23 protein-coding genes are annotated in these 21855 nt (G+C 62.7%); 3 read left to right on the top strand and 20 right to left on the bottom strand.

Annotation, left to right across the window (positions count from 1 at the left end):
- The 3 genes from pstB (at position 1) to phoB (ending at position 2276) form a co-directional block, all read left to right on the top strand.
- Positions 1-816, top strand: coding sequence for a phosphate ABC transporter ATP-binding protein PstB (gene pstB, locus ACZ1JY_RS01855; protein ID WP_062342130.1), 816 nt, complete (start codon positions 1-3; stop codon positions 814-816).
- Between the two features lie 9 nt (positions 817-825).
- Complete coding sequence (gene phoU, locus ACZ1JY_RS01850) at positions 826-1512, top strand: phosphate signaling complex protein PhoU (protein ID WP_039331329.1); 687 nt, start codon at positions 826-828, stop codon at positions 1510-1512.
- Between the two features lie 74 nt (positions 1513-1586).
- Positions 1587-2276: a phosphate regulon transcriptional regulator PhoB gene (phoB, locus tag ACZ1JY_RS01845; RefSeq protein WP_118074054.1), complete on the top strand. Its 690-nt coding sequence runs from the start codon at positions 1587-1589 to the stop codon at positions 2274-2276.
- 3 nt (positions 2277-2279) lie between these two features.
- Here phoB and ACZ1JY_RS01840 read toward each other — a convergent pair whose 3' ends face one another.
- Genes ACZ1JY_RS01840 through ACZ1JY_RS01745 form a run of 20 tightly spaced genes read right to left on the bottom strand, consistent with a single transcriptional unit; the run spans position 2280 to position 21845 of the window.
- A complete protein-coding gene (locus tag ACZ1JY_RS01840; RefSeq protein ID WP_465130185.1) occupies positions 2280-3785 on the bottom strand; it encodes a glycosyltransferase family 39 protein in 1506 nt (501 codons plus the stop codon).
- A 2-nt stretch (positions 3786-3787) separates the two neighbouring features.
- Positions 3788-4060, bottom strand: coding sequence for a DUF1467 family protein (locus tag ACZ1JY_RS01835; protein ID WP_465130184.1), 273 nt, complete (start codon positions 4058-4060; stop codon positions 3788-3790).
- 4 nt (positions 4061-4064) lie between these two features.
- The gene (locus ACZ1JY_RS01830; RefSeq protein WP_465130183.1) at positions 4065-5717 is read right to left on the bottom strand and encodes a ribonuclease J; all 1653 of its coding nucleotides are present in this window, start codon (positions 5715-5717) and stop codon (positions 4065-4067) included.
- Complete coding sequence (locus ACZ1JY_RS01825) at positions 5714-6499, bottom strand: type III pantothenate kinase (RefSeq protein WP_118074058.1); 786 nt, start codon at positions 6497-6499, stop codon at positions 5714-5716. The genes ACZ1JY_RS01830 and ACZ1JY_RS01825 overlap by 4 nt, the downstream gene beginning before the upstream one ends.
- Complete coding sequence (locus ACZ1JY_RS01820; protein WP_465130182.1) at positions 6483-7214, bottom strand: biotin--[acetyl-CoA-carboxylase] ligase; 732 nt, start codon at positions 7212-7214, stop codon at positions 6483-6485. The genes ACZ1JY_RS01825 and ACZ1JY_RS01820 overlap by 17 nt, the downstream gene beginning before the upstream one ends.
- Positions 7215-7218: 4 nt before the next feature.
- A complete protein-coding gene (nuoN, locus tag ACZ1JY_RS01815; RefSeq protein ID WP_465130181.1) occupies positions 7219-8682 on the bottom strand; it encodes an NADH-quinone oxidoreductase subunit NuoN in 1464 nt (487 codons plus the stop codon).
- Positions 8682-10229, bottom strand: coding sequence for an NADH-quinone oxidoreductase subunit M (locus ACZ1JY_RS01810; protein WP_168903196.1), 1548 nt, complete (start codon positions 10227-10229; stop codon positions 8682-8684). The genes nuoN and ACZ1JY_RS01810 overlap by 1 nt, the downstream gene beginning before the upstream one ends.
- The gene (gene nuoL, locus ACZ1JY_RS01805; RefSeq protein ID WP_465130180.1) at positions 10226-12274 is read right to left on the bottom strand and encodes an NADH-quinone oxidoreductase subunit L; all 2049 of its coding nucleotides are present in this window, start codon (positions 12272-12274) and stop codon (positions 10226-10228) included. Before nuoL ends, ACZ1JY_RS01810 begins: the two co-directional genes overlap by 4 nt.
- A 4-nt stretch (positions 12275-12278) precedes the next feature.
- A complete protein-coding gene (gene nuoK, locus ACZ1JY_RS01800) occupies positions 12279-12584 on the bottom strand; it encodes an NADH-quinone oxidoreductase subunit NuoK (protein ID WP_011445933.1) in 306 nt (101 codons plus the stop codon).
- Positions 12584-13201 carry an NADH-quinone oxidoreductase subunit J gene (locus ACZ1JY_RS01795; protein WP_465130179.1) on the bottom strand — a complete coding sequence of 206 codons (618 nt, stop codon included), beginning with the start codon at positions 13199-13201 and terminating at the stop codon, positions 12584-12586. The genes nuoK and ACZ1JY_RS01795 overlap by 1 nt, the downstream gene beginning before the upstream one ends.
- Positions 13202-13213: 12 nt before the next feature.
- Positions 13214-13699, bottom strand: a complete 486-nt coding sequence (gene nuoI / locus ACZ1JY_RS01790) for an NADH-quinone oxidoreductase subunit NuoI (RefSeq protein ID WP_465130178.1) — start codon at positions 13697-13699, stop codon at positions 13214-13216.
- The gene (locus tag ACZ1JY_RS01785; RefSeq protein WP_465130177.1) at positions 13696-14220 is read right to left on the bottom strand and encodes a hypothetical protein; all 525 of its coding nucleotides are present in this window, start codon (positions 14218-14220) and stop codon (positions 13696-13698) included. Before ACZ1JY_RS01785 ends, nuoI begins: the two co-directional genes overlap by 4 nt.
- Positions 14217-15260, bottom strand: coding sequence for an NADH-quinone oxidoreductase subunit NuoH (nuoH, locus tag ACZ1JY_RS01780; protein ID WP_465130176.1), 1044 nt, complete (start codon positions 15258-15260; stop codon positions 14217-14219). Before nuoH ends, ACZ1JY_RS01785 begins: the two co-directional genes overlap by 4 nt.
- Positions 15257-17266 (bottom strand): NADH-quinone oxidoreductase subunit NuoG, encoded by a 2010-nt coding sequence (gene nuoG / locus ACZ1JY_RS01775; protein ID WP_465130175.1) that lies wholly within the window; start codon positions 17264-17266, stop codon positions 15257-15259. Before nuoG ends, nuoH begins: the two co-directional genes overlap by 4 nt.
- Complete coding sequence (gene nuoF / locus ACZ1JY_RS01770; RefSeq protein ID WP_465130174.1) at positions 17266-18561, bottom strand: NADH-quinone oxidoreductase subunit NuoF; 1296 nt, start codon at positions 18559-18561, stop codon at positions 17266-17268. The genes nuoG and nuoF overlap by 1 nt, the downstream gene beginning before the upstream one ends.
- A 1-nt stretch (position 18562) precedes the next feature.
- Positions 18563-19231, bottom strand: a complete 669-nt coding sequence (locus tag ACZ1JY_RS01765) for a complex I 24 kDa subunit family protein (protein WP_465130173.1) — start codon at positions 19229-19231, stop codon at positions 18563-18565.
- On the bottom strand, positions 19224-19421 hold the full coding sequence (locus ACZ1JY_RS01760) for a hypothetical protein (protein WP_465130172.1): 198 nt from the start codon (positions 19419-19421) through the stop codon (positions 19224-19226). Before ACZ1JY_RS01760 ends, ACZ1JY_RS01765 begins: the two co-directional genes overlap by 8 nt.
- The gene (locus ACZ1JY_RS01755; RefSeq protein ID WP_465130171.1) at positions 19418-19768 is read right to left on the bottom strand and encodes a nuclear transport factor 2 family protein; all 351 of its coding nucleotides are present in this window, start codon (positions 19766-19768) and stop codon (positions 19418-19420) included. Before ACZ1JY_RS01755 ends, ACZ1JY_RS01760 begins: the two co-directional genes overlap by 4 nt.
- Positions 19765-20976 (bottom strand): NADH-quinone oxidoreductase subunit D, encoded by a 1212-nt coding sequence (locus tag ACZ1JY_RS01750; protein WP_168903189.1) that lies wholly within the window; start codon positions 20974-20976, stop codon positions 19765-19767. The genes ACZ1JY_RS01755 and ACZ1JY_RS01750 overlap by 4 nt, the downstream gene beginning before the upstream one ends.
- Complete coding sequence (locus tag ACZ1JY_RS01745) at positions 20973-21845, bottom strand: NADH-quinone oxidoreductase subunit C (RefSeq protein WP_465130170.1); 873 nt, start codon at positions 21843-21845, stop codon at positions 20973-20975. Before ACZ1JY_RS01745 ends, ACZ1JY_RS01750 begins: the two co-directional genes overlap by 4 nt.
- Positions 21846-21855: the final 10 nt, after the last annotated feature.

Here is a 21855-nt window from a genome sequence, read left to right as displayed (position 1 = left end):
ATGAACGCTGAAGCGATCCAGACTGCAGTGAAGCAGGACGACAAGCCTTACTTCGACGCACCGTCGAAGATGAGCGCGAAGAACGTCTCGGTGTTCTACGGCGAAAAGCGCGCGATTGACGACGTCTCGATCGAGATCCCGCAGCGCTATGTCACCGCGTTCATCGGCCCCTCGGGCTGCGGCAAATCAACCTTCCTGCGCACGCTCAACCGGATGAACGACACTATCGCCAGCGCACGGGTCGAAGGCGACATCCTGCTCGACGGCGAGGACATCTACAAGTCGGGAATGGACGTGGTGCAGCTCCGCGCGCGCGTCGGCATGGTGTTCCAGAAGCCGAACCCCTTCCCCAAGTCGATCTACGAGAACATCGCCTACGGCCCAAAGATCCACGGCATCACCGGCAGCAAGGCGGAACTTGACGAAATCGTCGAGCAGTCGCTGCGCCGGGCCGGCCTGTGGGACGAGGTCAAGGATCGCCTGAACGACAGCGGCACCGCGCTTTCCGGTGGCCAGCAGCAGCGCCTGTGCATCGCCCGCGCCATCGCGGTGGACCCCGAAGTGATCCTGATGGACGAACCCTGCTCGGCGCTTGACCCCATCGCCACGGCGCGCATCGAGGAACTGATCGACGAACTGCGCGGCCGCTACGCCATCGTCATCGTCACCCACTCGATGCAGCAGGCCGCGCGCGTATCGCAGCGTACGGCGTTCTTCCACCTTGGCAAGATCGTCGAATACGGCAAGACTTCGGATATCTTCACCAATCCGCGCGAGGAACGGACGAAGGACTATATCACCGGGCGTTACGGGTAAGGGGAAGACATGGTGGCCGAACATACCGTCAAGGCATTCGACGAGGACATCACCCGGCTGCGTGGCCTGGTCGCGGAAATGGGCGGACTCGCTGAATTGTCCGTGTCAGAAGCCATGGATGCGCTGCTGCGCGGCGACCATGACCTTGCCGCTGGCGTGATCGCCCGTGACAAGCGCATCGACCAGCTCGAGGCCGAGGTGGACAAACTTGCAATCCGCGTCCTTGCCCTGCGCGCGCCCATGGCTGACGACCTGCGCGAAGTGATCGCTGCACTCAAGATCGCCGGCGTGATCGAACGCATCGGCGATTACGCCAAGAACATCGCCAAGCGCGTCGGCATCATCGAAGGGCGCAAGCGCTTCGAGCCGCTGACGCTGATCCCGGCCATGAACGACCTCGCGGCCGAAATGGTCCACGATGTGCTGACAGCGTTCGCCGCGCGTGATCCGGTTGCCGCGGCGGAGATCGTCCAGCGTGATGCCAAGGTCGATGCGTTCTACGATTCGATCTTCCGCAACCTCGTCTCGTTCATGGTCGAAAACCCCGCCACGATCAGCAGCGCCGCACAGCTCCTGTTCGTCGCACGCAATATCGAGCGCATTGGCGACCATGCCACCAATATCGCCGAAATGGTCTACTACGCCGCAACGGGCATGAACCTGCCGGACCGTGAGGAAGTGCTGCCGCCAGCGTGAATCCCTTTTCGGGTTTCGTCACAAGGCGGTAACATTGGTCGTGTCTTGGCAAACTGACCGTCAAGGAGGTTTGCGTGCCTGCTCCGAAGTTGCTGCTGGTTGAAGATGACACCGCCCTCGCCGAACTGGTCGAATACCGGTTCCGCGGCGAAGGCTACGATGTGCGCACCACCGATGATGGCGACGAGGCCTTGCTCCTTGCCGCCGAAGATGCGCCCGACCTCGTGCTGCTCGATTGGATGATCGGTGGCACCAGCGGAATCGAAGTTTGCCGTCGCCTGCGTCGTAACAAGGAAACGGCGCACGTTCCGATCATCATGCTCACCGCCCGTTCGGACGAGGACGACCGCATTCGGGGGCTGGAGATCGGCGCTGACGATTACGTCACCAAGCCCTTCTCCCCGCGCGAACTGATCGCGCGCGTCGGAGCGGTACTGCGCCGCGTACGCCCGGCCCTTGCCGGCGAGACGATCACTGTCGGCGACCTGTCGCTTGACCCGACCGCTCACCGCGTGATGCGTCGCGGCATGCCGATGAAGGTCGGTCCGACCGAGTTTCGCCTTCTGAAGCACTTCATGGAACATCCCGGTCGCGTGTTCTCGCGCGGGCAGTTGCTCGACGCGGTATGGGGCAGCGGCAGCGACATCGAACTGCGCACGGTGGACGTTCACATCCGCCGGTTGCGTCAGGCCATCGCCATCCCCGGTGCCGCCGATCCGGTCCGCACCGTACGCTCGGCAGGATATGCGCTGGAAGGCGTCTGATCGCTACTTGTCGATGCGGATCAGCACGGCGTTGTAATCGAGATCGCCCGCCGGTTCGGTACACGGCCCTTCCCGCCTGAACACGCAATACTGCTGCTCGAACAGCGGCTTCTTCGGAGACATGCAGCCGACGAACCGATAGGCCGGGGGCAGCTCGCCCATGTGCTCTGCCGGCGCCACAGCGACGTTATAGCGCGCCTGCGCCTGCTCCGCGATACGAGGCGCTTGTCGACCCTCGATCAGGAGCGTCTGCCCCTTGCGGTTGAGGACCGCGCGCGACACGAAAGGGACGTCACGGATGCGATAGGTCGCAAGGCCGCAGAAGTTCGGCTGGCCGCGCACGGTCCGCATCGCCCGGAGCGGTGCCTTGCCAACGCCCCAATTGATGACGAAAGGCTCGGTCGCGGCCACTTGAACCGATGCCGCCAGCCACAGGCCGAGCATGAGACCAACGCCCATCCGGCCAAGCTCCCGCTTGCGCCAGGTTGCGATCAGCCGCGCCAGATCCACCGAGCCGATCGCCGACAACAGCACGATCAAGAGAACCGCAAGCAAAATGAAGCGATACTCCTTGTGGCCAATCGCCGAGTGTATTGCGATCACGGCAATCGCCGTCGCGCCAAGCATCGGATATCGCTTCAATCCCAGCAGCGCAGACGGCACGAGCAGCACCGCAATCCACTGCCACTGCCAGATCAGCACCTGAAGATACCACTCCGGCGCCTCTACGCCATAGGCATGGCTGCGATTGGCCACCACGTTGGCAAAGACGTTGTTGTAGATCCACACCAGTGGAATTTCGCCCATCGCGAGGTTGGCCAAGGCATCGCACAAGATGCCTCCTGCCGCGCCGAGCACAAGCGGTGGCCAGGCGCGACGGAAATCAGTCCGGCCGGTCCAAAGGAAAGGGATTGCCAAGGCCGGGCCAAGCGGAAACCGCGTAATGAAGCCAAGACCCAGGAGGAACCCGCCGATCAGCGCGTCGCGGCGATTGCCTTGGTCACGAAAGCGCACCAGCATGGCGAGACCGGGAAGGATGGCGAGAACGGAAAAGGTATCGCTAGACGTGCGCGAGGCAAAGTAAGCGAAGTCCACCCAGACCGCGGCAACGAACGCAGCGGTTATCGCATGTGTCCGACTGATCCGTAGGCCGAGCGACCACCCGGCCCAGACCGTTCCCAGCGATGCAAGAGCCATGCACAGGCGCGGCAGCACCAGATGCAATTCGCCCGCGGGATCGAGCGCATGGCCAAGCCAGACCGGCCCGACCATTACCAGCGGGATCAACCAGCTGCGAATACCCAGCCGGATATCCCATGTACGGATCCAGTCGCCGGTGATCAGGCCGTAAGCCGGCTCGATATATTGCCAGATCTCGTCAGCGTGGTGATAGACGGTGAACAGCGAGTTCGGAATGCGGAAGCCAAGCGCGAGGACCAGCAACCACGCCAGCGCCGGGTCGATCCGACGCTGCCTTATCTCCCCACTCTCGCCAGCCCCCCCAGCCACAGTCAGTGCGGGAAATATGTCGTCAAATCGAGGTCGGCCACGGTGATCCAGCCATTGAAATAGTTGGCATAGAAGAACCCGAACATCACCGCCGATAGGATCGTCGCACGGATTGCGATCTTGCGTGGGGCGAAGTTGCCGGGCGCGCTGTCAGCCTGGCCGAGCACCTTCTCCTGCCCGAGCTCGTCATGCGTACGCACGCCGAAGGGCAGGACGATGAACGCCGCCATGACCCAGAACAGGCCGTAAATCGCAATGATCGACGTGATCTTCATGGCATCAGCTTTCCCGTAGGAGCACTTGCACGACCGGCTTCTTGCCCGACCAGCGTTGTCCGGTGCGGCGCACCGCCAGCCTCACGGTCTCCGCCACGGCCACCCGATCACGCTTGCGATCGCCCTTGAGATTGCGCACGGCCTGCGCCGCCTCGACCTTGGCCTCGGCCACGAAGGCTTCCATGTCTTCGTCCAGCGGGATGCCGATCGAGGCAATCTCGACATCGGAAACCAGTTGCCCATCGTGCCGCACTGCCAGCGCCGCCGTGATCAGCCCGTTCTGCGAAAGCTTGCGCCGCGCGACTACGCCCTCGCCATCGGCGGGAGCGATAATGTCGCCGTCAAGCACCAGCCGCCCGGAGCGTTCTTCAGACAGTTTCTTTGGACCATCCGGTGCAAGCCGGATCAGATCGCCATTCTTCTGCAGGATCGTTTTGGGAATCCCTTCATCCAGCCCAAGCTGCGCCTGCTCGGCCATGTGGCGAATCTCGCCATGGACCGGCACAAGGATCTCCGGCCGGATCCAGTTATACAACGCCACCAGTTCAGGGCGACCGGGGTGGCCGGAAACGTGGATCATCGACTGCCTGTCGGTCACTATCCGCACGCCCTTCTCTACCAGAGCATTCTGGATGCGCCCGATGGCGAGCTCGTTTCCGGGGATCTGGCGGCTGGAGAACAGCACCACATCGCCCTTCTCGAGCCGCACCGGATGCTGATCGCCGGCAATGCGTGCCAGAGCAGCGCGCGGCTCACCCTGTCCTCCAGTCGCCAGCACCAGCAGTTCGCCGCGCGGCACGTCCATGGCATCATCCATGTGGACGAGGTCAGGGAAGTTCTTGAGATAACCGCAGGACTGCGCGACGCGGATGATCCGATCGAGCGACCGCCCTGCAACGCACAGCTTGCGATTGGTCGCTTCCGCCACTTCGCCCAGCGTCTGCAGACGCGCCACGTTGGAAGCGAAGGTGGTTACGACAACACGGCGCCCCTTCTGCGCACCAACGGCTTCGAGCAGCCCTGCCCGCACTTCACCTTCCGAACCGGATGGCTTGGGATTGAACACGTTAGTGGAATCGCAGACCAGCGCCAGAACGCCCTCATCACCGATGGCGGTCAACTCTTCTTCGGTCGCCGGAGTACCGATGCGCGGCTCGTCGTCCAGCTTCCAGTCGCCGGTATGGAAGATACGGCCGTGCGGCGTGTCGATCAGCAGCGCATTGCCTTCAGCAATCGAGTGCGCCAGCGGCACGTAGCGAACGCCAAAGGGGCCGAGTTCGAACCTGTCGAGATGGTCGATGACGTTGAGTTCGACCTCGTCATCGATCCCAGCTTCGACCAGCTTCTCATGGACCAGCTTGGCCGTGAAAGGCGTCGCATAAAGCGGCACGCCGAGGTCCTGCGCAAAGTACGGCACGGCGCCAATATGGTCTTCGTGCGCGTGCGTCAGCACGATACCCACCAGGTCATCGAGCCGCTGCTCGATGAAATCGAGGTCGGCAAATACCAGATCGATCCCGGGATAATAGGGGTCGGCGAAAGTCATGCCGAGGTCGACCATCAGCCACTTGCCGTCACAGCAATAGAGGTTGACGTTCATCCCGATCTCGCCCGATCCGCCGAGCGCGAGGAAAAGGAGTTCCTTGGCAGGCTTCACGAAACAGGCACTCTTTCAGCAAGGATCGCGAGGCCATCGAGCGTAAGGTCGGTGTCAACGTGATCGAAAATCTCGGTATGCTCATCGAACAGCACGGCAAGGCCGCCCGTCGCGATGATCCGGGCAGGGCGACCGATCTCGGATCGCAGTCGCGCGATCAGGCCTTCCATCATCGCGACATAGCCCCAGAACACGCCGATCTGCATCTGGTCTTCGGTATTGCGACCGATGACCCGGCGGTCATTGCCCTGCGGTGGCGCGATTGCGATGCGCGGCAGTTTTGCCGCCGCCGTGACCAGCGCGTCGAGCGACAGGTTGATCCCCGGCGCGATTATCCCGCCCTTGTAGGCGCCGTTGAAGTCTACCACGTCGAAGGTCGTGGCCGTGCCGAAATCGACCACGATCAGGTCCCCGGCATACTTCGCATGTGCCGCGACAGTGTTAACTGCGCGATCCGCCCCCAGCGAGCGTGGTTCATCGACGTCCGCCTCGAAACCCCACTCCACCGGCGCCTGTCCGGCGATCAGCGGATCAAGCCCGAAATACTTCTGCGAGAGCACCTCAAGGTTGTGCTGCGCGCGCGGCACCACAGTCGAGATGATGATCTTGCTCACCGCATTCCGGTCAAAGCCTTGCAACTGCATGAGTTGCAGCAGCCACACCGCGTACTCATCGGCCGTTCGGCGCGGATCGGTCGCCACGCGCCAGCGCGACTTGATCTCGCGGCCTTCGAACAGTGCGAAGACGATATTGGTATTGCCGACGTCAACCGCCAGAAGCATGGGACCCCACCATATCTATGTCGCCCGCGTGGATGGCACGGACCGCCCCGTCCGCCAAGCGAAGAAGGGCAACACCGTCATCATCGATTCCGGCAAAAGCCCCCATGATTGTGCCGTGGTCGCTATCCTTGACCGAGACAAGCGTCCCTGTGGGCAAGGCTCGGGAAATCCACTGCTGGCGCAACAGCGGCCATTCGCCAAAGTGCCACCGGTCGATCGCATCGCGCAGCCGGGCCGCAAGATCAGCGGCAAACTGGTCGCGAGAAATGACGATGTCCAGATCGCGCAGCGAAACTGTGGTACGGTCAGGCACTTGCGGTGCTCGCGCGAGGTTCACGCCAATACCGATAACCACGGCATCGCGTTGGCGCTCGAGCAGGATGCCCGCCAACTTGGCCTCACCGACAAGCAGGTCGTTCGGCCACTTCAGATAGAGATCGGCCAATGCCGGGGCGACGGCACCAACCGTCTCGTGCACAGCCAGCCCAGCAACCAGCGCCAGCGTCTGCGGCAAGGGATCGGAACCGCGCAGATTGATGACGGTCGACCCCATGAAGTTGCCGAAGCCGTCGCTCCATGCACGCCCTGCTCGCCCACGTCCGGCGCTCTGCCGATCAGCAATCAGCCAGTCACCCTCGGCCAAGGCCTCTTCCCCGCCAAGGCGCGCAAGTAGCGCACCATTGGTCGAGGGAATTTCGGCGACAGTCTCGATCAAGTGATCAGCCGACCGGGAAAAGCGCTGCGGCAGCGTAGTTCGCCAGAGTGCCGAGGCACTTGGTGCCAAGGTAGCCCAGCGGCGAGATTGCAAGGCTGGAAAGCACCAGAAGCACGGTGTGCGAAGTCTCGCCCGCCCCCTTCACCACGTCGGCCGGTTCGTCGAAGTACATCACCTTGACGACCTTGAGGTAGTAGAACGCACCGATAACCGAAGCTGCAATACCGATCGCGGCAAGCACGATCAGGTCGGCCTGCACGGCTGCCTGAAACACCACGAACTTGCCCCAGAAGCCGAACAGCGGCGGGATGCCAGCCAGGCTGAACATCACCGATGCCATCGCCAGAGCAATCCACGGGCGGGTCTTGGAAAGGCCCGCAAGGTCCGAGATCGCCTCGACCTGCTCGCCATTCTCGTCACGCAGCAGCAGGACGGCAACGAAGCCTGCCACCGACATGGCAACATAAATCGCGATGTATACCAGCATCGCCGACGCACCTGCACGTGTCGCCGTGGCGAGGCCGATCAGGATGAAGCCGACGTTGTTGATCGACGAATAGGCCATCAGGCGCTTGATGTTGTTCTGGCCGATCGCCCCCAGCGCACCGATCACAATCGAAAGCAGCGACGCAAAGATCACCACCTGCTGCCAGGCATGCGGCTGGCTGCCGAATGCCTCGAAGCTGACGCGCATAAGCAAGCCGAGCGCCGAGACCTTCGAGGCCGTGGCAAAGAAGGTCGTCACCGGGGTCGGCGCACCTTCATAGACGTCAGGCGTCCACATGTGGAACGGAGCGGCGCTGATCTTGAAGGCAAGGCCGGCCAGCACAAAGATCAGGCCGAAAGTTGCTCCGGTCGACAGACCGCCCGAAAGCGCCGCGTTGATCCCGGCAAAGCTCGTCGTACCAGTGAAGCCATAGGTCAGGCTCATGCCGAACAGCAGGATACCCGAAGCCAGCGAACCCAGCACGAAGTACTTGAGGCCGGATTCCGCCGAACGCTCGTCATTGCGGAGCATCGACGCCATGACGTACGACGCAAGGCTGTTCAGTTCGAGACCGATGTAAAGCGCCAGCAGGTCGCCCGCCGAGACCATCATGCCCATGCCGAGCGAGGCGAACAACACCAGCAGCGGGAATTCGGCGCGCATCGCCCGCGACTTGTCGAAGAACGACTGCGCGACGATCAGCGTGACGCCAGCGCTGGCGTAGATCAGCAACTTACCGAATGCCGCGAAAGCATCCGCACGATGCTGGCCACCGAACGCAGCCACGTCCGGCCCCATAGCCTGACCCCACAGCGCGGGCGCAGTAAGGATCGCGCAGACCGTAAGGACAGCAACGGCAAGGATCGAGATCAGGCGCGAGGCCTTGTCACCGCCCCATGCGGCAATCAGCAGCAGCACCAGGCCCGAGATCGAAAGCAGGATTTCGGGCGAAGTGAGCGCGAGCGAACGGGCGAAGTCCATCAGTGTGCCTCCCCGTGCGCGGCAGCATGTTCAGTCATAGCGTGTTCGGGAGCCATCGGCTTTCCAGCAGTAGGTTGCGCATCGCCCTTGGGCTTGGCCTGCGCCAGGCGCGCATCGAGCGCAGCAATGTCCTTGCGCATCGGCGCGATGAAGCTTTCCGGGTACACGCCCATCCACAGCACCACGGCGGCCAGCGGCACCATCATCGCCCATTCGCGCTTGTCGAGATCGAGCATCGCGGCGGCATCGGCGTTCTTCTGTTCGCCATAGGCAATGCGGCGATAGAGGTAGAGCATGTAAGCCGCACCGAGGATGATCCCGGTGGTGCAGATCAGCGCCACCCAGCTCGAGATCTGGTAGACTCCCATCAGCGACAGGAATTCGCCCACGAAACCACTCGTGCCCGGCAGGCCGATCGATGCCATCGTGAACAACAGCAGGAACACTGCATAGTACGGCATGTTGATCGAAAGACCGCCGTAACGGGCGATTTCACGCGTATGCAGGCGGTCGTAGATCACACCGACGCTGAGGAACAGCGCGCCTGCGACCAGGCCGTGGCTCAGCATGATCAGCATCGAGCCTTCAAGACCCTGCTGGTTGAACGCGAACAGGCCGATCGTCACGATCGCCATATGGGCGACCGACGAATAGGCGATCAGCTTCTTCATGTCGTGCTGCACCAGCGCGATCAGCGAGGTGATCACCACCGCAGCCATCGACATTCCGAAGATCAGCGGCGCGAACTGCGCCGAGGCTTCGGGGAACATCGGCAGCGAGAAGCGGATGAAGCCGTAGCCGCCCATCTTCAGCAGCACGCCTGCGAGGATGACCGAACCGCCGGTTGGTGCCTGAACGTGTGCGTCGGGCAGCCAGGTGTGAACCGGCCACATCGGCATCTTCACCGCAAAGCTCGCGAAGAAAGCCAGCCACAGCCAGGTCTGCGCCTGAACCGGGAAGTTGTAGGCCATCAGCGTCGGGATGTCGGTCGTGCCCGCCTCGTTCACCATCCAGAACATCGCGATCAGCATCAACACCGAGCCGAGCAGCGTGTAGAGGAAGAACTTGTAGCTGGCGTAGATGCGTTCAGCACCGCCCCACACGCCGATGATCAGGTACATCGGGATCAGGCCGGCTTCGAACATGATGTAGAACAGGAACAGGTCCTGCGCTGCGAAGACGCCGATCATCAGCGTCTCCATCAGGAGGAACGCCGCGTAATATTCGCCTTGGCGCTTGTCGATCGAGGTCCAGCTGGCACCGATGCAGATCGGCATCAGGAATACCGTCAGCGCGATCAGCAGCAGCGCAATGCCATCGATGCCGAGCTTCCACGAGAAGCCCGAGAACACCGCAGCACTTTCCGTGAACTGCCACTGCGCGCCGCCGATGTCGAAATTCGCCCAGAGGATCACCCCCAGCACGAAGTCGATCAGCGTGGCGACGAGCGCAACGGAGCGCGCCTGTTCGCGCGGCACGACAAGGCAGGCCACTGCCGCAACCAGCGGCACCAGCAGCATCAGCGAGAGGATCGGAAAACCGGTCATTGTGCGATCACCCAGCTGATCGCGCCGACAAGGCCGACGAGCATGACCAGCGCATAGCTATAGAGATACCCCGACTGGAGCTTGGCGGCGGCGCGGCTGCCCTGGGCGACGACCCATGCGGCACCGTTCGGTCCGAACCGGTCGATCACGCCCTGGTCGACAACCTTCCAGAACACGCGGCCCAGCCACATCGCGGGGACGACGAAGACATAGTGGTAGAGTTCGTCGAAGTACCACTTGTTGAGCAGGAACTTGTAGAGGAACCCGAACTGGTCGACGAACGCCGCCGGGAACTTCGTGTTCTTGATGTAAGCATACCAAGCAATCAGCAGGCCAGTAGCCATGACCGCGAACGGCGCCCACTTCACCCAGGTCGGCACGCCGTGCATCGCGTGGAGCGTATGCTCGGCAAAGACCAGAGAACCCTTCCAGAACTCGCCCGTGCCTTCGCTGATGAAGGCGTGGTGGAACACGTACCCCGCGAAGATCGCACCCAGCGACAGCACGCCCAACGGAACCAGCATGTTCAGCGGGCTTTCGTGCGGGTGATAGCCCGCCGTGCCGTCGCTGTGCTCGTCATGATGATCGGCGTGCGCATGATCGTCGTGACCATGGGCATGATCGTCATGGCCGTGCGCATCATGCACCGCGTGCTGGATGTGCTCCGACTGCTCCCAGCGCGGCTTGCCGAAGAAGGTCAGGAACACCAGACGCCACGAATAGAAGCTGGTCAGCAGCGCCGCGAAGATGCCGAGGAAGAAGGCGAAGTGGCCAAGTTCAGTGCCCTTGCCATAGGCCGCCTCAAGGATCCCATCCTTCGAGTAGAACCCGGCGAAGCCGAACACGTCGACGATGCCGACGCCGGTGATCGCCAGCGTGCCCATCATCATCGCCCAGTAGGTCAGCGGAATGCTCTTACGCAGGCCTCCGTAGTACCGCATGTCCTGCTCGTGGTGCATCGCATGGATCACCGATCCGGCACCAAGGAACAGCAGCGCCTTGAAGAAGGCGTGCGTGAACAGGTGGAACATCGCCGCGCCATAGGCCGAGACGCCCGCCGCGAAGAACATGTAGCCCAGCTGCGAACAGGTCGAATAGGCGATCACGCGCTTGATGTCGGTCTGCGTCGTGCCGACGGTTGCCGCAAAGATGCAGGTCATCGCCCCGATGAAGGTCACGAACGACAGCGCCGTCGGGCTGACCTCGAACATAGGCGAGAGGCGGCAGACCATGAACACGCCCGCCGTCACCATCGTCGCTGCGTGGATCAGCGCCGACACCGGGGTCGGGCCTTCCATCGCGTCGGGCAGCCAGGTGTGCAGGCCAAGCTGCGCCGACTTGCCCATCGCGCCGATGAACAGCAGCAGGCACAGCACAGTCATCGTGTCGAAACGAGCCCCAAGGAACCCGATTGTCGATCCGGCCATGCCGGGCGCGGCTTCGAGGATCGCCGGGATCGACACGGTGCCGAACACCAGGAAAGTCCCGAAAATGCCCATCATGAAGCCGAGGTCACCGACGCGGTTGACCACGAAGGCCTTCATCGCGGCAGCGTTGGCCGAGGGCTTGCGGAACCAGAAGCCGATCAGCAGGTACGAGGCAAGGCCTACGCCTTCCCAACCGAAGAACATCTGCACAAGATTGTCCGCCGTCACCAGCATGAGCATGGCGAAGGTGAACAGCGAGAGGTAGGCGAAGAAGCGTGGGCAATCCGGCTCCTCGCTCATGTAGCCCCACGAGTAGAGGTGGACGAGCGCCGAGACGCTGGTGATGACCACCAGCATGACGGCGGTCAGCGTGTCGACCCGCAGCGCCCACGAAAAGTCGAGCGCACCCGACTTCACCCAGTGCAGCACCGGCGTCACGCTCGCCTCGGCAGTGCCGCCAAGGAACGAGAGGAAGATCGGCCAGGACAGCGCGCAGGAGATGAACAACGCGCCGGTGGTCACGACCTTGGCCGGAACCGCACCCAGCTTCTTGTTGCCGAGCCCTGCGATGATCGCTGCCAGAAGCGGCAGAAATACGATGATCAGGATGGAAGACATGTGTTCAGCCCTTCATCCGGTTGACATCGTCGACGGCAATCGTGCCGCGGCCACGGAAATAGATGACGAGAATGGCAAGCCCGATCGCCGCTTCGCCCGCAGCCACCGTCAGCACGAACATCGCGAAGACCTGGCCGACAAGGTCGTGCAGGAACGCGCTGAACGCGACGAGGTTGAGGTTTACCGAAAGCAGGATCAGTTCGATCGCCATCAGGATGATGATCACGTTCTTCCGGTTGAGGAAGATGCCGAGCACGCCGAGCACGAACAGGATCGAGCTGACGACGAGATAGTGTTCGATGCCGATCATCAGATCTGGACCCCCTTGCCCACTTCCGGCTGGAGATTGACGGTCGCCTCTTCAGGACGACGCGCGTTCTGCTTCGAGATGTTCTGGCCGCGCGTATCGCTGCGCTGGCGATGGGTCAGCACTATCGCGCCAATCATCGCAACCAGCAGGACGATACCCGCCGCTTCGAACAGGAAGAGGTAGCGGCTGTAGAGCAGCGCACCGATCGCCTCGATGTTCGAGGCATCAGTTGCCTGCGCAGCCGAGCCATCCGCCTTGCCCAGCGCCACCGACCCTGCACCGCGCACGATCAGGCCGACGAACAGTTCGACGAACAGCACCGCTGCGAGCGCGAGGCCCAGCGGGAAGTTCTTCACGAACCCGGCGCGCAATTCGGCAAAGTCGATGTCGAGCATCATCACCACGAACAGGAACAGCACCGCGACCGCGCCGACATAGACGATGACGAGCAGCATCGCGATGAACTCCGCACCCACCAGCACCATCAGGCCGGCAGCGTTGAAGAACGCAAGGATCAGCCAGAGCACCGAATGCACCGGATTGCGCGCGAGGATCGTCACCGCACCGCTGAAGATGCAGAGCGTGGCGAAGAGATAGAAGGCAAATACCTGAATCATTGGCGCGGCCCCCTAGCGATACGGCGCATCGGCTTCAAGGTTCGCGGCAATCGCCCGCTCCCACTTGTCCCCGTTGGAAAGGAGCTTGGCCTTGTCGTAGAGCAGCTCTTCGCGCGTTTCGGTCGCATATTCGAAGTTCGGCCCCTCGACGATGGCATCGACCGGGCAGGCTTCCTGGCAGAAGCCGCAGAAGATGCACTTGGTCATGTCGATGTCGTAGCGCGTGGTGCGGCGGCTGCCGTCCTCGCGCGGTTCGGCTTCGATCGTGATCGCCTGCGCCGGGCACACCGCCTCGCACAGCTTGCACGCGATGCAACGCTCCTCGCCGTTGGGATAACGGCGCAGGGCATGCTCACCACGGAAGCGCGGCGAGAGCGGGTTCTTCTCGAACGGGTAGTTGATCGTCGCCTTGGGCTTGAAGAGATACTTCAACGTCAGCCAGTGCGCCTTCACGAACTCCCAAAGGGTGAAGCTCTTGATGAGTTGGGCGGCGGTCATTGCTTTGTAAACTCCGCAACTTCATCGTCCGAGAGCGGACTTTGCGGTGTTCTAACGACGTCGCAAAATCCCACGTTAGTGTAATACGGATCGAGCCCGAGTTTGGGCTCTCGGAACTCTCCGATAGTCATGAGAACACGACCCTTGAATTCGTTAGACAGGGTCTGATCAGCCTGCTGAATTCTTGCTTGAAAGGCTTTACCGAAGGGTCTGCTACCTGAATTAGCAACCCCTCGAAATTCTTGCCCATCAAACGTGTCCAGCACGTAACCTCCAAAAATCTTTCCGGGATCATCTAAAACCCGAATTTGCGAGTCCGTGTGATAGATACCGCTTTCGGTCTCAAACGCGCGCCATCCTCTGATTTCGATGGAGAACGAACGGTGCTCGCCCCTCACGTCTGCGAGTTCGCAATCATAAATCGAAACCGGGAGAGTCATGTCACCTGCAGTAACAGATGAAGGCGGCGCGAGTTCAACGCTCGCCTGAGCAGCGACCGTGATGGCCAAGGCGAAACTCATGCCCCGTACCTCGTAGCCATGAGGTAGCCGCTGACGAGGAACACGAACAGCAGCGATACGGGCAGGAAGATCTTCCAGCCCAGGCGCATCAGCTGGTCATAGCGATAGCGCGGGACGGTCGCCTTCACCCAGCTGAATATGAAGAAGAAGAACAGGATCTTGGAGACCAGCCACACGAAGCCCGGCACGAGGTAGAGCACCGGAATGTCGAGCGGTGGCAGGTATCCGCCCCAGAACAGCACGGCGTTCAGCGCGCACATCAGCAGCACGTTGGCATATTCGCCGAGCCAGTAGAGCGCGAAGGCCATCGACGAGTATTCGGTCTGATACCCCGCAACCAGTTCCGATTCCGCCTCGGTCAGGTCGAACGGCGCGCGTGCGGTTTCGGCCATGCCCGAGATCAGGAACATCACCCACATCGGGAACAGCAGCGGGTTCGCGACGAAGCCGTTGATGATCCACACGTGGCTCTGCTGCGCCTTGACGATGTCGTTCAGGTTGAACGTCCCCGCCCACAGCACCACGCAGATCAGGATGAAGCCGATCGAGACTTCATAGGAGATCATCTGCGCCGAGGCGCGCATCGCCGAGAAGAACGGATACTTCGAGTTCGACGACCAGCCCGCGATCACCACGCCGTAAACGCCGAGCGACGAGATCGCGAGCACGTAGAGCAGGCCGACGTTGATGTTGGCCAGCACCGCGCCCGAGTTGAACGGGATCACTGCCCAGGCCATCAGTGCAACGGTGAAGGTGATGATCGGCGCAATCAGGAACAGGCCCTTGTTCGCCGCCGAAGGGATGATGGTTTCCTGCAGGAACACCTTCAGACCGTCGGCGAACGACTGCAGCAGGCCGAGCGGCCCCACCACGTTCGGCCCCTTGCGCAGCGCCATCGCCGCCCAGATCTTGCGGTCGGCATAGATGATCATGGCAACGCCAAGCATCAGCGGAAACGCGATCAGCAGGATCCCGCAGATGGTGGCAATGCCCCAGGCCCACTCGTACGAGAGGCCAAGACCCATGAAGAACTCGGTCATTCCGCGGCCTCCGCGAAGCTTTCACCGTGGAGCAGTTCCGCTGAGCAGCGCTGCAGCGTCGGGCTGGAACGGGCGATGGCGTTGGTCAGGTAGCGGTCCTTGATCGGATAGCCCGCGATAACGCCCTCGGCCTTGGCACCAGATGGAGCGGCAGGCAGCGCGCCGTAATCGGCCAAGCCTTCCACGCCCAGCGCCGGAACTTCGGCAACCATTGCCGCGCGAAGCTGCTCGAAGCTGTCGAACCCGACCGAAACGCCCAGCGCATCGGCCATGGCGCGCAGGATCGTCCAGTCCTCGCGGGCATCACCGGGCGCGAACACGGCCTTCTCGGCGTACTGCACGCGGCCTTCGGTGTTGACGTAAGTGCCGTCCTTCTCGCTGAACGCGGCGGCCGGCAGGATCACGTCGGCAGCGTGTGCAGCCTTGTCGCCATGGTGACCGATATGGACGATCATGCTGTCGGCAAACCTGGTGAAGTCCACCTCGTCTGCGCCGAGCGAGATGACCATCTTCGGCTTGGCCGCAACCAGATCGGCAATGCCACCGGCCTGAGCGTAACCGAGCATCAGTCCGCCCATGCGGCTCGCCGCCATGTGCAGCGCATTGAAGCCGTTCCAGCCCTCGCGCACGAGGTTGAACTGATCCGCAAAGGCGAGACCCGCACCCAGCGCGCCCTTGCCCAGAGCCGCACCACCGATGATGATTGCAGGCTTCTGCGCCGCGCCGAACGCATCGCTGACGTCTGCAGGCAGGTTGCCCAGCACCGCCAGATCGTCGCCGAGGAAGGTCGCCGGATAGGTCGGGTCCCACTGCGGGCCGACGATGAAGACCTTCGCGCCCTTCTTCACCGCCTTGCGCAGGCGGGTGTTGAGCAACGGCGCTTCGTCGCGGATCATCGAGCCGACGATCAGCACGGCGTCGGCATCTTCGATGCCCGCCAGCGTCGAATTGAAGTTCACCGCCGCAAGGTTCGACGTGTCATAGGCCAAGCCGGTCTGACGACCTTCGAGCAGCGACGAACCCAAGGCGCCCGCCAACTTCCTGGCCGCAAACATCGTCTCGCAATCAACCAGATCGCCCGCGATCACCGCCACCGATGAGCCCGGATTGATCTTCGCGACAGCCTCGAACGCCTCGGCCCAAGTCGCCGCCACCAGCTTGCCGTCACGGCGCAGCCACGGCTTGTCGAGGCGGCGGCGGGTCAGGCCGTCGACCATGTAGCGGCCACGGTCGGACAGCCATTCCTCGTTCACGTCATCGTTGACGCGCGGCAGGATGCGCAGCACTTCGCGGCCACGGCTGTCGAGCCGGATGTTCGAGCCCAGTGCGTCCGAAACGTCGATCGACAGCGTCTTCTTCAGCTCCCATGGACGCGCTTCGAACGCATAAGGACGCGAGGTCAGCGCGCCGACCGGGCAAAGGTCGATCACGTTGGCCGAAAGCTCGTGCGCCGCAGCCTTTTCCAGATAGGTGGAAATCTGCATCGTTTCGCCGCGATAGAGCGCGCCGATTTCGTCCACGCCCGCCACTTCTTCACTGAATCGCACGCAGCGGGTGCAGTGAATGCAGCGCGTCATCGTCGTCTTGATGAGCGGGCCCATGTACTTCTCGGTCACCGCGCGCTTGTTCTCGTGATAGCGCGAGGCACCACGGCCATAGGCGACCGACTGGTCCTGCAGGTCGCATTCGCCGCCCTGATCGCAGATCGGGCAGTCGAGCGGGTGGTTGATGAGGAGAAACTCCATCACCCCTTCCCGCGCCTTCTTGACCATCTCGGAATCCGTGCGGATTTCCTGGCCTTCGCTGGCCGGAAGAGCGCACGAAGCCTGCGGCTTGGGCGGCCCCGGCTTCACTTCGACAAGGCACATGCGGCAGTTTCCGGCAATGCTCAGCCGCTCATGATAGCAGAAGCGCGGGATTTCCTTGCCGGCCAGCTCGCACGCCTGCAGGACGGTAGCGCCTGCCGGGACTTCGAGTTCTACGCCGTCGACTTTGACCTTGGGCATTATTCTGCTGCCTCCCGGACATCGCCCGCACGTTCGGCGATGCGACGTTCGATTTCGGGGCGGAAGTGGCGGATCAGGCCCTGGATCGGCCAAGCGGCCGCGTCACCCAGGGCACAGATGGTGTGGCCTTCGACCTGCTTGGTCACGTTGAACAGCATGTCGATTTCCTCGACATCCGCATCGCCCGTGCGCAGGCGTTCCATCACGCGCCACATCCAGCCGGTGCCTTCGCGGCACGGCGTGCACTGGCCGCAGCTTTCGTGCTTGTAGAAGTACGACAGGCGGCTGATCGCGCGGACGATGTCGGTCGACTTGTCCATGACGATGACGGCGGCAGTGCCAAGGCCCGAACCCAGCGCGCGCAGGCCATCGAAGTCCATCGGCGCGTCCCAGATCTCGGCGGCCGGAACCAGCGGAACGGACGAGCCACCAGGGATGACGGCGAGCAGGTTGTCCTTGCCGCCACGGATGCCGCCGCAGTGCTTCTCGATCAGCTCGCTGAACGGGATGCTCATCTCTTCCTCGACCACGCAGGGCCGGTTCACATGGCCGCTGATCTGGAAGAGCTTGGTGCCCTTGTTGTTCTCGCGCCCGAACGAGGAGAACCATGAAGCGCCGCGCCGCAGGATCGTTGGCGCAACCGCGATCGATTCCACGTTGTTGACCGTGGTCGGGCAGCCATAAAGGCCCGCGCCTGCCGGGAACGGCGGCTTGAGGCGGGGCTGGCCCTTCTTGCCTTCGAGGCTCTCGATCATCGCGGTCTCTTCGCCGCAGATGTAGGCGCCCGCACCGCGATGGACGAAGACGTCGAAATCGTAGCCTGACCCGGAGGCGTTCTTGCCGATCAGACCGGCGTCATAGGCCTCCTGCACGGCGGCGAACAGCGTCTCGGCCTCGCGGATATATTCGCCGCGAATGTAGATGTAGGCGGCGCGCGCACGCATCGCATAGCCCGCGATCAGCGCGCCCTCGATCAGCTTGTGCGGATCGTGGCGGATGATCTCACGGTCCTTGCACGAACCCGGCTCGGATTCGTCGGCGTTGATCACCAGGAAGCTCGGACGGCCGTCCTTGCTCTCCTTGGGCATGAACGACCACTTCATGCCGGTGGGGAAGCCCGCACCGCCACGGCCGCGCAGGCCAGACGCCTTGACTTCCTCGATGATCGCGTCCTGCCCGCGCTCCATCAGGGCCTTGGTATTGTCCCAATCCCCGCGCGCACGCGCAGCGGCGAGGTTCCAAGGCTGGAAGCCGTAGACGTTGGTGAAGATGCGGTCCTTGTCCTGAAGGGCCATCTTACCACTCCCCTCGATAGTCGTGGTTGGCATCAACCATCGCCGTCAGGTTGCTGAGCGCGCCTGCCGGTTCCACCGTGTGACGGCCCGGAAGCTGCGTGCCGGTCTTGGGCTGCTTGCCCGCGGCCAGCTCGTCAAGGATGCGCTCCATGTCGGCGGCGGTGAGGTCTTCGTAGTTGTCGTCGTTGATCTGGACCATCGGGGCCGAAGCGCAGTTGCCCATGCACTCGACTTCGGTGAGCGTGAACATGCCGTCCGGCGTGGTGTGGCCCTTCTTCAGGCCCTTGCCCTTGCAGGCAGCGAGGATGTCATCAGACCCGCGCAGCATGCACGGCGTGGTGCCGCAGACCTGCACGTGGAAGCGGCCGATCGGGGCGATGTTGTACATCGTGTAGAATGTCGCCACCTCGACCACGCGGATCACCGGCATGTCGAGGTACTTGGCCACGTATTCCATCACCGGGATCGGCAACCAGCCTTGCGTGTTCAGCTCGGCACCCACCTGGCGCTGTGCCAGATCGAGCAGCGGCATCACCGCCGAGCGCTGGCGCCCCGCCGGATAGCGCGCGACGATCTGCTTGGCCTTCTCGGCATTCTCGGAAGTCCACGCGAAGTCGCCCCAGCGGGCGCGCAGTTCGGGGCTGTCCGGTTCGATATAGCGATCAGCCATTGCTCCGCCCCCGCTTGATCAGGATGTCCTGCGCATAGTGGAACAGCTCGAAGCCACCGATGGCGGCGATCAGCATGGGCAGCGACTCGGTCGCCTTCGCGCCGAGCCAGAGTTCGCCGAAGTACCACGCGGCGAGCACGAGGCCCGTCAGCATGGCCCACAGGCGCATGAGGTCAAACGTGGACTTCACCGGATAAACTCCACCCGAGAGCACTTGTCGCCCTCGAAAGAATAGACTGCGATCACGTCGAACGGCTCGACCAGTGCCGAACCATCGGTGGCGGGCCCGCGTGTCACATGCTCGCGCATCAGCACGTAGTTGCCGATGGCCTGCGCTTCCTTGATCTCGGCATGGTTCTGCGGCCAGCGCGCAAACGCGGCAGCAAGGCCCGAGCGCGTGCCCTCCTTGCCCTCACGCACCACATCCCCACGATAGTTCGCCTCGCAGGCATCGTCGGTCATGAACGAGACGTAGGTATCCACGTCCTGAGCATTGTAGGCGGCGATCATGGCCTTGGCTGTTTCGAGATTGCTCACCGGTCACACTCCCCGAACACCACGTCGATCGCGCCGATGATCGCGGTCACGTCGGGCAGCATGTGGCCGACGCTCATGAAGTCCATTGCCTGGAGATGGCTGAACGCGGTCGGGCGGATCTTGCAGCGGTACGGCTTGTTCGAGCCGTCCGAGATCAGATAGACACCGAATTCACCCTTCGGGCTTTCGGTTGCCACGTAGACTTCGCCCGCCGGAACGTGGAACCCTTCGGTGTAGAGCTTGAAGTGATGGATCAGCGCTTCCATCGACTGCTTCATCTCGGCGCGCTTGGGCGGCACGACCTTGCGGTCGGTGCTGGCCACCGGGCCTTCGGGCATCTGCGCAATGCACTGCTTCATGATGCGGGCCGACTGGCGCACTTCCTCGACACGGACCATGAAGCGGTCATAGCAATCGCCGTTGGTGCCCACGGGCACGGCGAAGTCCATGCGGTCATAGACGTCGTAGGGCTGGCTCTTGCGCAAGTCCCACGGAATGCCCGAACCACGGATCATCGGGCCGGAGAAGCCCCAGCGCAGCGCATCTTCCTTGGAGACGATGGCAATATCGACATTGCGCTGCTTGAAGATGCGGTTGTCGACGACGAGGCTCATCGCGTCTTCGAACAGCGGGAACAGACGCTCGTCGATCCAGTCCGCGATGTCGGTCAGCAGCTTGAGCGGCACGTCCTGATGGACGCCGCCGGGGCGGAACCATGCCGAGTGCATGCGCGCGCCCGATGCACGCTCGAAGAAGTTGAGGCAGTCCTCGCGGATCTCGAACAGCCACAGGTTCGGCGTCATCGCGCCGACGTCCATGACGTGGGACCCGAGGTTGAGCATGTGGTTGCAGATGCGGGTCAGCTCGGCAAACAGCACGCGCAGGTACTGGGCGCGCAGCGGAACCTCGATGTTCAGCAGCTTTTCTACCGCGAGCACGTAGGAGTGCTCCATGCCGAGCGGCGAGCAGTAGTCGAGCCGGTCGAAATACGGCAGCGCCTGCAGGTAGGTCTTGTGCTCGATCAGCTTCTCGGTGCCGCGATGGAGCAGGCCGACGTGCGGATCGATGCGCTCGATGATCTCGCCGTCAAGCTCCATCACCATGCGCAGCACGCCGTGTGCCGCCGGGTGCTGCGGCCCGAAGTTGATCGTGTAGTTGGTGATGACCTCGTCGCCGGTGGTCGGCGACTGTTCGAGGCTCAGGCTCATGCGCCTTCTCCATCGGTCTTCTTCTTGCGCGGCTTGCGGGCCGGACGATCCTCGGTCGGCTCGGGCGCGGCAGGCTCTTCCGCCTTGGTCACGACAGGCGCCGCAGCCTCGGCAACCGACTTGGCCGCTTCGGCATTGGCCTTTTCGCCAGCGCCGGTATCAGCCTTGCTATCGGTCGTCTTCGGCACGTCCGCCTTGGCATCGCCCTTGGTCTCAGGCTTGGTCGCGACCGGAGCCGGAGCAGGCGGCGGCGTCGCGGCCTTCTCGTCACCCGGCAGCACGTAGTCCGCGCCTTCCCATGGGCTCATGAAGTCGAACTGGCGAAGGTCCTGCGCCAGCTGCACCGGCTCATAGACCACGCGCTTGTCTTCTTCCGAATAGCGCAGCTCGACATAGCCGGTCAGCGGGAAGTCCTTGCGGAACGGATGCCCCTGGAAGCCATAGTCGGTGAGGATGCGGCGAAGGTCCGAATTGCCCGCGAACAACACGCCGAACATGTCGTAGACTTCACGCTCGTACCAGCCGGCATTCGGCCAGAGCGTCGTCACGGTCGGCACCGGCGTCGCCTCGTCGGTCGAAACCTTCACGATCACGCGGTGGTTCTTCGTAACCGAAAGCAGGCAATAGCACACGTCGAAGCGCTCAGCCCGCTGCGGGTAGTCGACGCCCGCGATGTCCATCAGCTGCTGGTATTCGTGTTCGTCACGCAGCAGGCGCATGGCATCGGCGACACTATCACGCGCCACCGTGAGCAGGATTTCGCCATGCTCCTCGTCAGCCGAGACCAGCATCGCGCCCAGCGAAGCCGCCAGCGCATCCTTCACACTCTCGTTCGAGGACCAGCGCGGCGCGGAGTGGAGAACGGTCATAATCCCTTGC

This window comes from Novosphingobium sp. BL-A-41-Hi4B-X5A, from assembly GCF_055521705.1.
This window is presented reverse-complemented; position numbering and strand designations above follow the sequence as displayed.

Bases quoted from the DNA above. Each gene is read 5' to 3' on its own strand.
- pstB (WP_062342130.1), top strand. From the start codon at position 1: ATGAACGCTGAAGCGATCCAGACTGCAGTGAAGCAGGACGACAAGCCT.
- nuoL (WP_465130180.1), bottom strand. From the start codon at position 12,274: ATGTCTTCCATCCTGATCATCGTATTTCTGCCGCTTCTGGCAGCGATC.
- ACZ1JY_RS01810 (WP_168903196.1), bottom strand. From the start codon at position 10,229: ATGACCGGTTTTCCGATCCTCTCGCTGATGCTGCTGGTGCCGCTGGTT.
- nuoF (WP_465130174.1), bottom strand. From the start codon at position 18,561: ATGGCCCTTCAGGACAAGGACCGCATCTTCACCAACGTCTACGGCTTC.
- nuoH (WP_465130176.1), bottom strand. From the start codon at position 15,260: ATGACCGAGTTCTTCATGGGTCTTGGCCTCTCGTACGAGTGGGCCTGG.
- nuoN (WP_465130181.1), bottom strand. From the start codon at position 8,682: ATGGACTTCGCCCGTTCGCTCGCGCTCACTTCGCCCGAAATCCTGCTT.
- ACZ1JY_RS01835 (WP_465130184.1), bottom strand. From the start codon at position 4,060: ATGAAGATCACGTCGATCATTGCGATTTACGGCCTGTTCTGGGTCATG.
- ACZ1JY_RS01750 (WP_168903189.1), bottom strand. From the start codon at position 20,976: ATGAGCCTGAGCCTCGAACAGTCGCCGACCACCGGCGACGAGGTCATC.
- ACZ1JY_RS01785 (WP_465130177.1), bottom strand. From the start codon at position 14,220: ATGAGTTTCGCCTTGGCCATCACGGTCGCTGCTCAGGCGAGCGTTGAA.
- nuoK (WP_011445933.1), bottom strand. From the start codon at position 12,584: ATGATCGGCATCGAACACTATCTCGTCGTCAGCTCGATCCTGTTCGTG.
- ACZ1JY_RS01745 (WP_465130170.1), bottom strand. From the start codon at position 21,845: ATGACCGTTCTCCACTCCGCGCCGCGCTGGTCCTCGAACGAGAGTGTG.
- ACZ1JY_RS01765 (WP_465130173.1), bottom strand. From the start codon at position 19,231: ATGGCTGATCGCTATATCGAACCGGACAGCCCCGAACTGCGCGCCCGC.
- ACZ1JY_RS01825 (WP_118074058.1), bottom strand. From the start codon at position 6,499: ATGCTTCTGGCGGTTGACGTCGGCAATACCAATATCGTCTTCGCACTG.
- nuoI (WP_465130178.1), bottom strand. From the start codon at position 13,699: ATGACCGCCGCCCAACTCATCAAGAGCTTCACCCTTTGGGAGTTCGTG.
- nuoG (WP_465130175.1), bottom strand. From the start codon at position 17,266: ATGCCCAAGGTCAAAGTCGACGGCGTAGAACTCGAAGTCCCGGCAGGC.
- phoU (WP_039331329.1), top strand. From the start codon at position 826: ATGGTGGCCGAACATACCGTCAAGGCATTCGACGAGGACATCACCCGG.
- ACZ1JY_RS01795 (WP_465130179.1), bottom strand. From the start codon at position 13,201: ATGATTCAGGTATTTGCCTTCTATCTCTTCGCCACGCTCTGCATCTTC.